At 63.3% G+C, this 15,734-nt stretch carries 15 protein-coding genes; all 15 read left to right on the top strand.

Annotation, left to right across the window (positions count from 1 at the left end; translation table 11 throughout):
• Positions 1-8: 8 nt before the first annotated feature.
• The 15 genes from DFLDMN_RS07640 (at position 9) to DFLDMN_RS07570 (ending at position 15,713) form a co-directional block, all read left to right on the top strand.
• Positions 9-2,096: a hypothetical protein gene (locus DFLDMN_RS07640; RefSeq protein ID WP_423197860.1), complete on the top strand. Its 2,088-nt coding sequence runs from the start codon at positions 9-11 to the stop codon at positions 2,094-2,096.
• 24 nt (positions 2,097-2,120) lie between these two features.
• Positions 2,121-2,864 carry a hypothetical protein gene (locus tag DFLDMN_RS07635; protein WP_423197859.1) on the top strand — a complete coding sequence of 248 codons (744 nt, stop codon included), beginning with the start codon at positions 2,121-2,123 and terminating at the stop codon, positions 2,862-2,864.
• An 11-nt stretch (positions 2,865-2,875) separates the two neighbouring features.
• Positions 2,876-3,961 carry a DUF4043 family protein gene (locus tag DFLDMN_RS07630; RefSeq protein WP_423197858.1) on the top strand — a complete coding sequence of 362 codons (1,086 nt, stop codon included), beginning with the start codon at positions 2,876-2,878 and terminating at the stop codon, positions 3,959-3,961.
• A 59-nt stretch (positions 3,962-4,020) separates the two neighbouring features.
• Entirely contained in the window at positions 4,021-4,455 is a 435-nt protein-coding gene (locus DFLDMN_RS07625) for a hypothetical protein (protein WP_423197857.1), read from the top strand.
• A complete protein-coding gene (locus DFLDMN_RS07620) occupies positions 4,448-4,882 on the top strand; it encodes a hypothetical protein (protein WP_423197856.1) in 435 nt (144 codons plus the stop codon). Before DFLDMN_RS07625 ends, DFLDMN_RS07620 begins: the two co-directional genes overlap by 8 nt.
• Entirely contained in the window at positions 4,809-5,141 is a 333-nt protein-coding gene (locus DFLDMN_RS07615; RefSeq protein WP_423197855.1) for a hypothetical protein, read from the top strand. The genes DFLDMN_RS07620 and DFLDMN_RS07615 overlap by 74 nt, the downstream gene beginning before the upstream one ends.
• A complete protein-coding gene (locus tag DFLDMN_RS07610; RefSeq protein ID WP_423197854.1) occupies positions 5,141-5,548 on the top strand; it encodes a hypothetical protein in 408 nt (135 codons plus the stop codon). The genes DFLDMN_RS07615 and DFLDMN_RS07610 overlap by 1 nt, the downstream gene beginning before the upstream one ends.
• Positions 5,548-6,966: a hypothetical protein gene (locus DFLDMN_RS07605; RefSeq protein ID WP_423197853.1), complete on the top strand. Its 1,419-nt coding sequence runs from the start codon at positions 5,548-5,550 to the stop codon at positions 6,964-6,966. Before DFLDMN_RS07610 ends, DFLDMN_RS07605 begins: the two co-directional genes overlap by 1 nt.
• A complete protein-coding gene (locus DFLDMN_RS07600) occupies positions 6,966-7,703 on the top strand; it encodes a hypothetical protein (RefSeq protein WP_423197852.1) in 738 nt (245 codons plus the stop codon). Before DFLDMN_RS07605 ends, DFLDMN_RS07600 begins: the two co-directional genes overlap by 1 nt.
• A gap of 12 nt (positions 7,704-7,715) precedes the next feature.
• Positions 7,716-8,066 (top strand): hypothetical protein, encoded by a 351-nt coding sequence (locus DFLDMN_RS07595; RefSeq protein WP_423197851.1) that lies wholly within the window; start codon positions 7,716-7,718, stop codon positions 8,064-8,066.
• The gene (locus DFLDMN_RS07590; RefSeq protein ID WP_423197850.1) at positions 8,063-8,911 is read left to right on the top strand and encodes a hypothetical protein; all 849 of its coding nucleotides are present in this window, start codon (positions 8,063-8,065) and stop codon (positions 8,909-8,911) included. The genes DFLDMN_RS07595 and DFLDMN_RS07590 overlap by 4 nt, the downstream gene beginning before the upstream one ends.
• Before the next feature lie 2 nt (positions 8,912-8,913).
• Complete coding sequence (locus DFLDMN_RS07585; RefSeq protein ID WP_423197849.1) at positions 8,914-9,924, top strand: hypothetical protein; 1,011 nt, start codon at positions 8,914-8,916, stop codon at positions 9,922-9,924.
• 8 nt (positions 9,925-9,932) lie between these two features.
• Positions 9,933-11,084, top strand: coding sequence for a hypothetical protein (locus tag DFLDMN_RS07580; RefSeq protein WP_423197848.1), 1,152 nt, complete (start codon positions 9,933-9,935; stop codon positions 11,082-11,084).
• Between the two features lie 2 nt (positions 11,085-11,086).
• Positions 11,087-13,552: a glucosaminidase domain-containing protein gene (locus DFLDMN_RS07575; protein WP_423197847.1), complete on the top strand. Its 2,466-nt coding sequence runs from the start codon at positions 11,087-11,089 to the stop codon at positions 13,550-13,552.
• A 127-nt stretch (positions 13,553-13,679) separates the two neighbouring features.
• Positions 13,680-15,713 (top strand): hypothetical protein, encoded by a 2,034-nt coding sequence (locus DFLDMN_RS07570; protein WP_423197846.1) that lies wholly within the window; start codon positions 13,680-13,682, stop codon positions 15,711-15,713.
• Positions 15,714-15,734: the final 21 nt, after the last annotated feature.

Genomic DNA, 15,734 nt, shown 5'->3' with positions numbered 1-15,734 from the left:
GCGCAGCCATGGCTGAAGCCGATCTCGCTCGTCCGGCCGATGACCAGTATGGCCCGACCGCCGACGTCTACGCGCTGTGCCGCTGGTTCGAAGAGGCAGAGAACGAGACGTATGAGGCGCGGCAGTTGTCCGAACGCGATCGCGACTACTACGACAACGACCAATGGACGCGCGAGGAATTGGCGATTCTCCGCAAGCGCAAGCAGCCTGCGCTGACCATCAACTACATCAAGCGCAAGGTCGAATTCCTCCGTGGCTATGAGCGTCGCCAGCGCAGCGACCCGAAGGCATACCCCCGCACGCCTCAGCATGCCGATATGGCTGACGCCGCGACGGATTCACTGCGCTTTGTCGCCGACCAGAACGATTTCGACGAAATCCGCTCGCAGGTCTATGAAAACCTGCTGATCGAGGGCTATGGTGGCGCCGATGTGATCGTCGAGCAGCACCCATCCGGCGTCGATGTCTCGATCCAGTACGTCCCGTGGGACCGGCTGTTCTATGATCCGCACTCGCGCAAGCCGGATTTCTCGGACGCCAAGTACAAGGGCATCGTCATCTGGACCGATAAGTCGGATGCGCTAGACACGTATCCGGACCGCGCTGACGCCATCGAGGCCACGCTGGCCGGCGTGTCTATCTCCGACACCTACGACGACCGGCCGCGCTTCATGTGGTGCGACAACCGCCGCTCGCGAGTGCGTATTGTCCAGATCCACTGGCAGGAGGGCGGTGAATGGTGGGTGTGCACATTCACAAAGGGCGGCATCCTCGTTGACCCGCAGCGCTCGCCCTATGTGGACGAGTACGGGCGTCCGGCGTGCTCGCTGATCATGCGCTCGGCATATATCGACCGCGAGAACAACCGTTACGGCTCCGTCCGCGACCTGATCTCGCTACAGGACGAGATCAACAAGCGCCGCAGCAAGGCGCTGCACCTGATCAACATGCGTCAGGTCATGGGCGAGCGCGGCGCCGTCGATGACGTCAACAAGGCGAAGCAGGAACTTGCAAAGCCTGACGGATATATCGAGACGAACCCCGGTTTGAAGTTCGAGGTGCTTCAGACGCAGGACATGGCGGCCGGAAATCTCCAGATGCTGCAGCAGGCGACCGGCGAGATGCAGGCGTCTGGCCCGAATGCGGCGCTGGCCGGCAAAGATCCGCGCGACCAGTCCGGCCGTGCTATTCAGGCGCAGCAGCAGGGTGGCGCGGTGGAGATCGAACCGCAGATGGATTCGCTGCGCCAGTGGACGCGCGACATCTACCAAGCGGTGTGGCTGCGTGTGCGCCAGTTCTGGACCGACGAGAAGTGGGTCCGCGTGACCGACAGCGACCGCAACATGAAGTGGGTCGGGCTCAATCATCCGGTCACGCTGAAAGAGGCGCTGGGCGAGATGGATCCGCAGGAGGCCGAGCAGATCGTCCAGCAGATGGGCCTGCAGCCCGGTGATCCGCGGCTCGAGCAGGTAGTCCGCGTGGACAACGACATCTCCGGGCTCGACGTGGACATCATCATCGAAGAGGGCCCTGACGTCGTGACGATTCAGGCGGAGCAGTTCGCTCAACTGGCCGACCTTGCTTCGAAGGGCCTACCGATCCCGCCGGACGCAATCATCGAAGCATCGAGCCTGCGCAACAAGGAAACGATCCTCAAGGAGATGCGCGGGGAGGGCAAGAAATCGCCTCAGGTCCAGCAGCTCGAAGCTCAACTGCAGGAGTTGGGCGAGAAGTACAACGACCTGCAGGCGCAGAACGACGACAACGCGGCAAAGAACCAAGTCGCGCAATACGAGGCCGAGACCGGCCGCTACGACGCGGAAACGAAGCGCCTCACGGCCACAGCGCCGGGCATGACGCCTGAGCAGATCGTCATGTTGGCGTCGCAGGTATTCATGGAGGCCATGCAGAACGCCGGCATCGGCATGCAGGCTGCGCCTCCACCCCCACCGCCGCCCGAGGCCATGCCTCCCGGCATCGAACAGATGCAACCGAACCCGCCCACCGAGGCGGGTTTTTTGTTGCCGCAAGAAAGCGCCGGGCTTCCTCCCGGCCCCGCCGCCGGGGACTCGGGCGTTGGGCTGCCGCCGGGCTGAATCGGGCGTTGAGGTAAGCGAAAGATGGAACTCGATCAAGTGCTGAACGGATCGCCGGACACCGACGAACCGATGGGCGAACCGCAGCAGTTGGAACAACCGCAGGGCGACCCGGCGCAAGCCGAACCGCCCCAAGGCGATCCCGCTGCAGCAAATGCTGCGCCGCCGGCGGCTGCACAAGAAACCAAGACCGTTCCCTTGGACGCTCTGGAAGCTGAACGGAAGCAACGCAAGGACTGGAAGGAAAAGGCCCTGCGACTGGAAGGCGAACTCGCCGCGTATCAACGCGGTGCGCAAGCCCAACAGCCGCAGCAGCAGTACGAGCCGCAGGACGTTGATCCTGTGCAGCAGGTCGAGATGCGCGCATTTCATCGACACCTGAACATGTCAGAGACGATCGCGCGCCAGAATCACCCGGACCTCGACGAGAAGTTCGCCGTGTTTCAGAAGGCCGCGCAAGCCGATCCGACGCTCGTGCAGCGCGTGTTCAACGATCCCCATCCGTGGGGCGCGATGTACCGCGAGGCCACGAAGATCCAGATGCTGCAGGAGATCGGCGACAACCCGACTTCCTACCGCGAGAAGCTGAAAGCCGAAATCATGGCCGAACTCGGCCAGACGCAGGCAGCCGCTCCCGCCGCAGCGCCCGCCGCAGCTCCCGCCGCTCAGATTCCCCAATCCCTGGCTACTGCTCGCTCCGCCGCGTCGCGCTCTGCGCCCGCATGGACCGGGCCGTCGTCGCTCGATTCGATTCTCGGAAAACGTTGAGGTAACCAATCATGGCAGATACCACCGCACGCGCTGGTTTGACCCCACAGCAATGGGATGACCAGTTCTTCATGGAGTACGTCCGCGACAGCCGCTTCAAGCGGTACATGGGCACGGACGAAAACTCGATCATCCACATCAAGGAAGACCTGACACGCAAGCCGGGCGACCGCGTCACCTTCGCCAATGTGCGCAAGCTCAAGGGCCAGGGCGTGCGCGGCAATCAGGTTCTCGAAGGCAACGAAGAAGAGCTCGACTCGCGCTCGATGTCGGTTGCCGTGAACGTCCTGCGCAACGCCGTCATGGTGACGGAATGGGACGAGCAGAAGTCCGCCATCGACCTGCGCAACGCCGGCAAGACCGCGCTGAAGCTGTGGGAGATGGAGACGATGCGCGACGACACCATCAACTCGCTGTACTCGATCAACGGCGTGCTGTACGCCGCGGCGTCGGAGGCGCAGAAGGATGCGTGGCTGGCCGACAACTCCGACCGAGTACTGTTCGGCTCGGCGAAGTCGAACAACACCGGCAACGACCACTCGGCATCGCTGGCGAACATCGACAACACGGCCGACAAGCTGACGACCGGCGTGATCTCGCTCGCCAAGCGCATGGCGCAGACCGCATCGCCGGCTATCAAGCCGATTCGCCTGCGCGAGGACGAAGAATGGTTCGTGATGTTCGCGAACTCGATGTCGTTCCGCGACCTGACGCTCGACCCGGCCATGCAACAGGCCAACCGCGATGCGCGCCCGCGCAACGTGGACGACAACCCGCTCTTCACCGGCGGCTCGCTGGTGTGGGACGGCGTGATCATCCGCGAAATCCCGGAAATCCCGCTGCTCCCCGGCGTCGGCGCTGGCGGCATCACGGTGGGCGGCAACTTCCTCGTCGGCGCGCAGGCGCTTGGTGTGGCTTGGGCGCAGCGTCCGCGCAGCCGCACGGATGTCCGCGACTACGGCTTCCGCAACGGCGTCGCGATCCAAGAGATCCGCGGCATCGAGAAGCTGCTGTTCGGCAAGGGACCGGCTGACACCGACGATCTGGTGCAACACGGCGTGGTGACCGTCTATACGGCAGCCGTCGCCGACGCCTGATGAATCGGCCCCGCCCGGGGCCGTTCTCCCTTTCCCATACCTGATTCGAGGAACCCGAAATGGCAACCTTCAAGAGCACCAATACCGGCGCGGCCAATGCAGTGCCTGGCATCGGCGACGGCCATGGCATCAAGGCCGTGAGCGGCGTCTATTCGCTGGCCGCTGCGCTGGCGCTGAACGACGTAATCCAGTCCCCCATCATCGCGGCCGGCTCGACCGTGCTCGACGTGATCGTGGTCGCTACCGACCTCGACACGAACGGCACGCCGACAATCACGCTGGACGTCGGCTACGGCGACGACCCGGACTACTTCATCGCAGCATCGACCGTCGGCCAGGCTGGCGGCGTTGCACGCGCGAGCGCAGTGACTGCCAAGCCCCTGCTGCTGACGGCGAACGACACCATCGACGTACTCGTCAAGGCAGGTCCCGCGACCGGCGCCACCACCGGCACCGTGTCGATCACCGTGATCTTCTTCCCCCCCAATGCCTAAAGTCACCTTCACAGGAGAAGGACGAGACGACCCGGATGTCATCACCTTCCGGGGCGTCGAGTTCAAACGCGGTGTGCCTGTCACCGTATCCCAGGCGATTGCCGACAAGCTGGCCGGCAATCATCACTTCAAGGTCTCCGGCGCGTCAGCCGAAGCCGTGGCAGCCGTAAAGGAAGCCGAGGCATCGAGCGCGCAGGCGGTGTCGAGCGAGTCTGCCGACACCGTGCCCGACCTCGCCGATCAACCCGATGCAAGTGTCGTTGCACAGAAGCTGCTCGACGGGCAACTGCCCGAGAGCGTGCGCGATGACGTGGAAGCGGCGATGACCGGCAAGTCCAACGACGAGAGCAACGATGGCAACGAAACGGGATCTGGCGAACCGGCTGCTGGTAGCGCTGGGCGTCGTGGGCGACGGGCAAACGCCTGACGCTTCCGATATCGAGATTGCCGAGCAGAAGCTCGACGTCGTGCACGCGCAGCTTCTGGCTCTCCGGAAGCTGCGCTGGACGTGGGATGACATCCCGGGTTATGCCGAGGAACCATACGTCCTGATGGGCCAGCTTTTCGCCGCGCCGTCGTTCAGCAAGCCGCCCGACACCGGTGCATATCAGGTCGGCATGTCGCTCCTGAATGCTGCAAACACGGCTCCGATGACCGATGCACCGACCGCCGGGGAGTACTTCTGATGGACTACGCCTTCAGTATCGCGCTCGACCAGCCCGCTGGGCGTCGCGACATGGAAGCATTCGTCGGCGACGACTTCAGCGTGGTGGCGAAGCTCTTCACGCGGGACGGTGACATTGATCCGATCATGGATCTCGCGGGCGCGACGGTAGAGATCGTCGTCGGCTACCGTTTCATCCCCCCCGGCGCGACGATTGCCGGCGTGCTTGATCCCGATACGGGCGAGATCACGTTCGACATGGCGCCTATCGACTTCAATCGGTATTGGGGCCGCGCGCCATGGCTGATGCGCATGACGCAGACGGACGGGCGACGCCGCACGATCGCGCAGGGCTTCATCGTCGTGCATGGTGACTGCGGTCCGTACGCGTGGCCGCGCGACTACGGTTATAGCTGGTGGGGCTGGTAATGACGCGCGTACCCCTGCTCACCGCAGCCTATACCGCGCGCAGCAAGAAGGCGTCCGCGCAGCGCTGCATGAACCTGTTCCCGGAGGCCAATCCGCAGGACGCGCCCGCGCCGACCACGTTCTATGGCACGCCCGGATACACGCTGTGGAGCACGGTTCCCGGCGATGGCCCGGTGCGGCATGAGTATGTGGCAAGCACCGGCACGCTATTCGCCGTGCGCGGCCAGCATGTCTATCGGTACAGCCTTGGCACATGGACAGAATGCGGCACGATGGGCACGACTGCGGGCCGTGTGGTCGCTGCTGACAACGGCCTTGACGTCGTGTTTGTCGATGGCACGGCTACAGCCCCGACCGTCGATCTGGCCGACTTCACCACCGGCACGATGTCTGGCGACGGCTGGTATGGCGCCGATTTCGTCTACTTTCTGAACGGCAGGCTGATCTTCAACAAGCCTGGCACGCAACAGTTTTACTGGACTGGCCTGTATGCATTGACGCTGGACGCGCTGGACTTCGCTAGCGCGGAAGGCTCCCCGGACGTGATTAATGCGATGTTGGTGGATCACGCAGAGCTGTGGTTCTGGGGGCCGCAAAGCCTTGAGATCTTCTACGACAGCGGCGACCCGGACCAACCGTATCAGCGCGTACAGGGCGCATTCAACGAGGTCGGATGTGTAGCGCCGCACTCGGTGAACCGGCTGGATAACACGATCTATTGGCTCGGCCGCGACCGCAATGGCGGGAATATGGTCTTCCGCGCCGCGAATTACCAGCCGCAGCGTGTGAGCGAGCATGCAATCGAACAAGAGATCAACAAGTACGAGCGCACCGATGATGCGTTCTCGTGGACGTACCAACTTGAGGGGCACACCTTCTACGTGCTGGTGTTCCCGACGGCTAGCAAGACGTGGGTGTATGACGTAGCCACGGGCCTATGGCACGAGCGCGGCTACCGGCGCGACGATGGCGTGATGATCCGCCACCGTGGCAACTGCCATGCGTACTTCCAATCGCTGCACCTGATTGGCGACTTCGAGACAGGCGATATCTACTCGCTCTCGATGGATGTGAATCAGGACAACGGCGACGAGATCGAGCGCTTCAAGGACTTTCCGCACAACTCGCAGGGCGTGCGCATGTTCTATTCGCAGTTCCGACTTGACTGCGAGGTAGGCGTGGGTGACGAGCTTGGCAGCGATCCGGACTGCTGGATCCAGTGGAGCGATGATGGCGGCGTATCGTGGTCGGCCTCCGTCATCCGCTCGCTCGGCAAGTTCGGCGAGTCGAAGAAGCAGGTCACCGTCACCCGCTGCGGTTCGGGTCAGGATCGCATCTTCCGTGTCGGCACCAGCGCGAACGCGCGCATCGCCTTCAATGGCGCATTCGTCAACGCGGTGCCAGGGGTGGGCAACTGATGGCAACGACGCAAGTTTCGCTGCCAGGCTATCGCGAACCGGTATTCGATGCCAGCGGCAACATCAGCCGGCCGTGGTGGCTGTTCTTCCAGAGCCTGCCCAAGGTGATCGGCGGCGGCAGCGTCCCGGACCTGAGCGCGATCATCCAGATGATCCAGCAGGTACAGGCGCAGGCCGATGCGCAGGCATTCGCGCCAGAGCCCACGGGTGTGGCAGACGCGCTGCGCGGCTTGGGAGAACTTCGCGCGATGGTCGAAATGCGCACCGAGCCCGACCTGAATGGTATCCGCCGCCGGCTCGACGACATCGAGGCGTTGCTGCTGGACATCCAGCCGTTCAACTTCGCGCAAGCGATGACTGGCGTTCAGGACTACGCCGAAGCAACCGCATCAGGGGTGGCTCTGACGAATAGCACGCCCGCCAATATCACTTCCCTTCCGCTCACTCCAGGCGATTGGGATGTGTGGGGGAATGTCTCATGCAATCCGGGAACAGGGACAGCCTTCAGCGTAGTCATCACTGGCATCAATACGGTGAGTGGCACGATCCCCGCATCGCCGTTTTATTCGCAATGGTCTGGCGCTGGAACAACCAACTTCGGGCAGACGGGATCGCCGCCACAGCGCCGGCTGGTCCTGACCGCTCCGACGACGATTTACCTCGTGTCGAACATCGGCTTCGCCGGCGGCACGGCAACCGCTAACGGCATTCTCGCCGCGCGCCGGCGCAAACTCTGACAGGACTCTCCGATGAGTATCACTTTCAAGAAAATGTTCGAGCCCACGCAGCTCGGGACATCGCTCGCGACCATCTTCGGTGTCGATGCTGCGCTCGCGGCCGGATCCACGTTCCGCGGCGGACGGTTCCGGCTCGTGAACACGTCGGCGAATGCGGTGCCGGTGGAGCTCGATGCAGTGCCGCTGGGCGGCTCGGCTGGCGTCGCCAATCAGCTTTTTCCGACGAACAAGACGGTGCCGGCGAACGACTATCTAGACGTGGACATCCCGACACTGAAGCCGGGCGACTTCGTGCAGGGCAAGGCCGGTACCGCTTCGGTCATCACGGTGCATTTCATGGCCGGCGCCTACTACTCGTCATGAACCTGATTCCACGCGTGCAACCGTCCGTCACGTTCGGCGCAACATTCCACGGCAAGGTGGATCGGCTGGAGGCCGAGTTCCTGAAGATGGATCAGGTTGAATGCCCCGTCGTGCATCGGTTCGGACCCGGCATCTATATCCGCGAGGTCCGCGTGCCGGCTGGTAGCTATGCGATCGGCCATGCACAGAAACGCGTGCACCTGAACATCTTCCTGAAAGGCCGCGTGTCTGTCGTCAATGAGGATGGGACTACTACCGAACTGGTGGCGCCCATGACGTTTGTCGGGCAGCCGGGCCGCAAGGTCGGATATGTCCACGAGGAAATGGTTTGGCAGAACGTGTACGCCACGGATGAGACCGACATCGAGAAGCTGGAAGCGATGTTTCTCGACAAGAGCGACGTGTGGAATTCCCACCAGTCTAGCCTGCCCCTTCTGTCGTTCGATGCTGACAGGACTGACTACCGCCTCGTGCTGGAGCAATTTGGATTCACCGAGGAAGTTGCTCGCGCGCAATCGGAGAACGAGGAAGACCAGATCCCTTTCCCAATGGGCAGCTACAAGGTAGCGGTCATGCCATCCCAGATCGAAGGCCGCGGCCTCTTTGCGATGGCTGGCATTGATGCAGGCGAATGCATCGCTCCTGCCCGTATCGGCGGCATGCGAACGCCAGCGGGCCGCTTCACCAACCACTCTGCCACCCCGAACGCCCGCATGGTGATGCGCGGCACGGATATCGACCTGGTGGCATTGCGTGCGATCATGGGATGCAGGGGCGGACAGTTGGGCGAAGAAATCACGATCGACTATCGCGAAGCGCTTGGGCTTCAGATCAAAGGGGAATAACCATGTCCGGGGTAGCAACAGCAGTCGTCGGCGGCGCCGTTATCGGTGGCGTGGCGAGCAACATGGCCGCCAAGAAGGGGGCAGACGCCACGACGAATGCCGCCAATAGCGCGAACGCATTGCAGTGGGGCATGTACTCGCAGAACCGGCAAGACCAGTTCCCGTACACCTACGTTGGCACGAACGCGCTCAACGAACTCGCGATGCGCCTCGGGATTGGCGGATACAACCCGGGCTCGCTCGCGCAGGGCAATCTGGTCGATTCCTCCACCGGCGTTCCTGAGCCGAACCTCACGCTATACAACACGAATCAGGCCTATCGCGATGCATGGGATGCGCTGGCCGCACAGCACTACCAGAGCTACGGCAAGGCATACACGTCGGACAGCGATGCTGCGTGGATCAACCAGCAGCTCAAGCAGGCATTGGCGCCGCAGATCGCAGAAGCGCAGCAGGCTGATGCTGCGCGGCAGTCTGGCGCCGCTGGCAATCCGCTCTACGGCTCGCTGCTGCGATCCTTCACGGCAGACGACTTCAAGGTCGATCCGGGATATGACTTCCGCATCCAGCAGGGTCAGAAGCAGATCGAAGGTTCAGCCGCTGCACGCGGCGGTTTGCTGTCTGGTGCCGCGGCAAAGGCGCTGACGAAGTACAACCAGGACTTTGCCTCGAACGAGTACAGCAACGCCTACAACCGGTTCAACAACGACCAGAACACGATTTTCAATCGACTGGCCGGTATCGCTGGCGTGGGTCAGCAGGCCACCAACCAAGTACAGGCAGCCGGCACGAGTGCTGCCAATGCGGCGGGCGCCAACACACTGTATGCCGGCGCACAGCGCGCCTCTGGTTATGCCAACTCGGCGAACGCCATCGGCGCGGGAATCGGTTCTGCTACCAGTGGCTTGGTGAACTACCTGCGGCCCGGGTACGGTGGCTACGGTGGGTATGGCGCGACTTCGTATCCGGTGACCGACTATTACTCCGGCGTCAACGGCACGCCCATCGCATAAGGTGAACCATGGCTGAAATCGATCCGCTCGCCTTCCAGAAGGGCTTTCAGGCAACGCAGAACGTCTTCGACACTGCCCAGCGCAATCGCCTGCAGGACCTCGCGATGCAGCGCGCAGAACAGGCTTACCAGCAGGACCAGACGGCGAACCGCCTGTATGCGGCTGCTGTAGGCCCTGACGGCACTATCGATCGCACGAAGCTCGTCACTGGCTACGCGCAGGAGGGTCTTGGCTCGAAGATCCCCGCGCTTCAGACGCAGTTCGCTGCGCAGGACAAGTCGCAGATGGAGGCGCGCAAGGCGCAGTTGGAAAATGGCCTGAAGCAGTTCGAGGCCATGGGCCAATTGTTCTCTGGCGTGCGCGATCAGGCGAGCTATGACGCGGCGCGCCAGCAAGCCGCCTCGATCATCGGCCCCGAGGCCGCCGCCCGTATCCCCTCGGTATACGACCCGCAGCAAATCGCGCAGGGGCAGGCTCAGGCGCTATCGGTGAAGGACCGACTGGCGCAGGAGCTTCAGCAGCTTCAAATCGGAGAGACGATGCGCCATAACCGCGCGAGCGAAGCAACTGCGCTCGCCGGTCAGGATCTCACTCGCCGAGGGCAAGACATCACCCTGCGAGGCCAAGACCTGAGCGCAGATACGACGCGTCGGGGGCAGGACCTGACGAACGCCCGCGCGGTGGAAGCGAATGCTGCCAAGGCAGCAGCCGACAAAGCCCCAACCGAATTCCAGTCCAAGGCCGCGCTGTTCGGCGCGCGCGCGGAGGAGGCGGACAAGATTCTCAGCAGCGTTGATTACAGCCCGGCCGCGCTGTCCGCAAAGCAGGCTGCGTCGAATGTTCCGGTGGTGGGCGGCGCGCTTGGGGCGGCGGCGAACCTCGTCACCTCCAACAACAACCAGCGCGCCGAACAGGCGCAACGCGACTTCATCAACGCGATTCTGCGCCTCGAATCCGGCGCCGTGATCGGCAAGGAAGAGTTCGACAACGCCCGCAAGCAGTATTTCCCGCAACCCGGCGACAGCGCCGAGGTCATCGCGCAGAAGGCCGCGAACCGCCGCACGGCAATCGAAGGCCTGAAGCGCGGCGCGGGTAAGGCCGCCTACAGCGCGGGTGGATCGAAGCCGAAGCCATCCCTCTCCGACATCTTCGGCAACTGACCATGGATAACGTCAAGCGGTTCGCGCAGACCTACGGCCCCGTGGCCGCAGAGGTCGGAGAGCGCATCGGCGTCGCACCTGACGTGCTGCTAGGCCAGTGGGGTCTGGAAACCGGGTGGGGAAAGTCCGTCGTCCCTGGCACTAACAACCTCGGGAACATCAAGGACTTCTCCGGCGGCGGCGTGCGCGCGGTTGACAACATGACCGGCTCGAACGACGCATACCGTTCCTACGCCACGCCCTCGGCTTTCGGCAGCGACTTTGCCGACCTGATCTCACGTCGGTACCGCGGTGCGGTTGGCGCCGGGGCCGATGCCAGCAAGTTCGCGACGGCGCTGAAGGCGGCCGGCTATGCCGAAGACCCGGCCTACGTCTCGAAACTGGCCGGCGCCACGAACCTTGTAAGGAAATTCGCAGACATGGCACTCACCTCGGTATCTGGCACGGCGAACGCAGCCACTGGTGGCGATCTCGCGGCGAAGGTGAAGCAGGCCAAGGATGCTGGCTATTCCGACGACGAGATTTTCCAGTATCTCGGCCAGAGCCAAAGCTTTGCAGACAAGCTGAAGCAGGCGCGCGACGCCGGGTACAGCGACGCCGATATCAGGCAGCACTTCGGGATCGGGGCGGCTGCCCCGGCGGCAAACGCTCCTGCCGCTGCTCCTGCTTCGCCAGCCGCGCCATCGCAGGCCGCCACGGACGAGCCCGGCATCATCGCCACGCTCGGCGCCACGGCTGGCAAGGGGTTCGGCAACGCGGTGCTCGGCGCGCAGCAGTTGGCGGGGAAGATCTTGCAGGGCATCGGAAGCGGCGACGCGGCAAGCGCGGGGGCCAATCCGGTCCAGCGCGCGGGCAACTGGCTCGTGCAGGACGCCACGCAGGGCGCGCGCAATCTCGAAGCACAGACGAAGCCATACGCCGATGCCAATCCGGTGACGGCGGTTGTCGGCGAGGTAGCGGGCTCGGTCGCCAATCCGCTCAACCGTCTGGTGCCGTTGGCTGGCGCTGGCGGTCTGGCCGGTACCGCCCTCCGGGCTGGCGCGCAGGGTGCGATCTCCGGGGCCGTGACGCCCGTCACGCAAGACGATGGCAACTTCGCGCAGAACAAGTTGGCGCAGATCGCCACGGGGGCTGGGGTGGGTGCCGCAATCCCGGTCGCCGGTCGGGCCGCAACGACTGCCGGCCGCTATGTCGGCAATGCCGCGCGGTCTCTGGTCGATCCGTTCACCGAAGCCGGCCAGAACCGCATTGCTGGCAACATCCTGCGGCAGTTCGCAGGGGATGCTCCGCTGACGACGAACGCGGCCGCGCTGGTGCCAGGCTCGCGCCCAACGCTGGCGCAGGCCACGGGCAACGCTGGCATCGCGACGCTCGAACGCGGGATTCAGAGCGCCACGCCGCAGGGAGCCAACGCTTTCGCGGAGCGTGCCGCGCAGAATGCAGCTGCCCGCGGGGCTGCGCTGGAAGGCGCGACCGGCACGGCAGCAGATATCGCCACAGCAGAGGCCGCACGGGGAGCTAAGGCGTCGCAGCAACTGGCGGCTGCATTCCAGAACGCGAAGCCGGCGAACCCACAGGGCGCGCTGGGCGTCATCGATTCTATCCTGAACGGCCCGAGCGGCAAGCGGGATTCCGTGCGCGCGGTGCTCAACAACATCCGATCCAAGCTGGTGAACGCTGATGGAAGTCTCGAAACCAATGCGGAGACGCTATACAACTCGGTTCGCAAGCAGATCGGTGACCTGCTTGACGCACGTACCGCGGCGAGCAACCCGGCAGGTCTGCAAGCCTCGCGCGAGCTGATCGCCGTGCGCGACGCGCTCGACCAGGACATCTCCGCCGCCGCACCTGGATTTGGTCAGTACCTATCGGACTATGCCGCGGCTTCTCGCCCAATCAACGCCATGGAGTTCCTTCAGGGCCTGAAGCTGACCGACGCACAGGGAAACATCACGCTTGCAAAAGTGCAGAACGCTATTGCGAATCTGACCAAACAGCGTGCGGCGAGCGGTGCCAATGGGGCCAAGGCAGTGAGCCAGTCGCAACTGGACACGCTCACCGCACTGCGTGACGACCTGCTGCGGCAGTCCAACTCCGGCGCCGGACGCTCTGTCGGCTCCAACACCTTCCAGAACCTCGCGACGAACAACATCCTCGAAAACGCGCTGCCAGGTCCGGTACGGGCGCTGGCGGGCGGCACAAGTGGACCGGTAGGGACGCTGGCGGGGAAGGTCGGAAATTGGATCTACGGCGGCGCGAACGAGAACATCCAGAACAGATTGCTTCAGATGCTGCTGGATCCGCAGTTGGGGCAGCAGGCCCTACAGAACGTCGGTGGAGCGCAAGCGGCCGGCACGGCGGGCGGCAATGCGCTCTTGGAGCGCCTCGCGCCTCAGTTGATCCGCCCGGGCATCGCCGGGGGGAATCTGCTTATGCGCCCGTCTCCCGCTGGAGCCAATGCCCAATAGCCCCTGAACGAGGCCCTTTAGGAAGCACAGAGGGAGATAGATAGCCGCCACGAAAAGCAGCTTTTCCTGAATCGACATAGCCATAAGCGTAGCACACCCCCACAGCCGGCCTTGAGCCGGTTTTTTTATGCCCGCCGCCGAGCGGGCTTTTTCATTTCCAAAGGTCGAAAAGATGCCCCTGCTCAGCCTGCTCCCCGAGCCGATCCAGTCCTACGAGGACAGCAACGGCCGTCCCCTGAATGGCGGTCAGCTCTTCACCTACGCCGCAGGCACGACGACGCCCAAAGCCACCTATCAGGACGCGGCTGGCGCCATCCCGAACACGAACCCGATCATACTCAACGAACGCGGCGAATGCACCGTCTACGGCAGCGGCGCCTACCGCTTCGTGCTGAAGAACGCCTTCGATGCGACGATTTGGGACCGGGACAATATCACCGCGTTCTCGTCGGAGATTCAGGACCCGAACTCGCTCAGCGCGGGCGACGCGCTGGTGGCGGTCAAGCAACCGGTGACCGGCGGCGTCGCGCGCACGCAGCACGACAAGAACGCCGAGAACATCAGTGCATTCGACCTCGGGGCCAAGGGCGACGGCACGACCGACGATTCGGCTACGTTCGGCACCAGCGCGGTCAATACGCTGTTCGTCCCGGCCAGCGGCAATACCTATCGCGTCTCGACCGACACTACCGTGACGACGGATCTGATCTTCACGGGCGGCCAGATCACCATCGATAGCGGCAAGACGCTGACGATCAACGGGAACATCACCGCGCCGTCAAAGGTCATCTTCAAGGGGCTCGGCACGGTCATCATCAACCGCGGCGAGATCGACGTGGCATGGTTCGACGGCACCGACGCCTCGACGAAGTGGGACTTCTGCAAGCGCGGCATCCAGAACACGAACGGCCTTGGCAAGATCGTGGTGTTCTCGAAGCCGGCGGCTACCGACGCATGGGCCACGACGTTCAAGATCTCCGGTGACGATGTGTGGGGCCCGCGCTGGAAGGTGGACGCGCCGATCATCCTGACGTCCAAGCAACAGGCGACGGTCATTCGCACGCCGGCCGGGTTCGTGGCGACCTCCACAATCGCATCCGTGTTCCAGATCGGCGAGGCCACCGACGCACTGAAGGTGGACTACTGCCACTTCCCGGACAAGCTCTCGATCGAGGGCAACGACGGCAAGGCGACCTATGCGGTGATCTGCTACGGGTCGAGCCACATGCGCGTGCCGTATCAGGAAATCTACCGGTGTGCCGGCTGGCTGATGCAGCCGAAGATGAACAAGCAGTGCAGCGACATCAAGTTCGACTTCATCGACACAGGCGGCCTTTGGGGACCAGTTCTGACGCTCGATGGCTCCAACGGCGCGAACAACACCATCACCGATCTGGTTGTCGATTTCATCAATTCGACAGGCTTCGCCACCGGGCACGCTCCCAATGCCCTGGTGCAGATGAACTCCAACTACAACAACATCACGATCGGTCGCGTCGTGCATCGCGCAGTGGTCACGGGAGCGGTGGATGCTACCGGATCGGTGGTGAGCCTGACGAACGTCGGTGCTACGGCTCCTGCAGGCAACTACTACCCGTGCCGCTATGGCATCCGTATTGGGCCGATCATCAACGGATCATCCAGCATCACCGCCAAGGCGTTTGCATTCTCGGACCAGAGTTCTGGCGTAGCGGCAAAGTTCAAGGGCGTCACGATCGAGGCAGGCAGTCTTGTGGATGGCGGTGCGCTCGCGAACGATATCGACATCGACTTTTCCGATGGCATCGTGGTTCAGGGTCTGACTCAGGGCCGAAAACTCAACATCGGATCGACCGCGGCAAACACGCAGGTCTACGGAATCGATGTTGGCGACATCATCGACGCCGGTGTGAACACGCTGATCAACGGCAAGAGCAAGAAGCTGATCGCCGCTGTGACGCCGACGGCGACGCCCATGACCTATGTCAACAACAACAAGTACGAAGTGGATTTTCAGGTGCAGGGCGCGACTTCCATTACCGCCGCGACATACACGCGCAATGGCGTGAGCGTGAGCGTGCAGGCTGGCGGCACGTCAGGGTCGTGGCGTGTATCGCCAGGGGACAACATCTCCGTCAACTTCACCGGCACCATTTCGGCTGCCAACGTTATTCCGAGGTAATCGGCATAGTCAACCGGGGGT

The organism is Cupriavidus sp. H19C3, assembly GCF_049393815.1.
GTDB lineage: Bacteria > Pseudomonadota > Gammaproteobacteria > Burkholderiales > Burkholderiaceae > Cupriavidus.
This window is presented reverse-complemented; position numbering and strand designations above follow the sequence as displayed.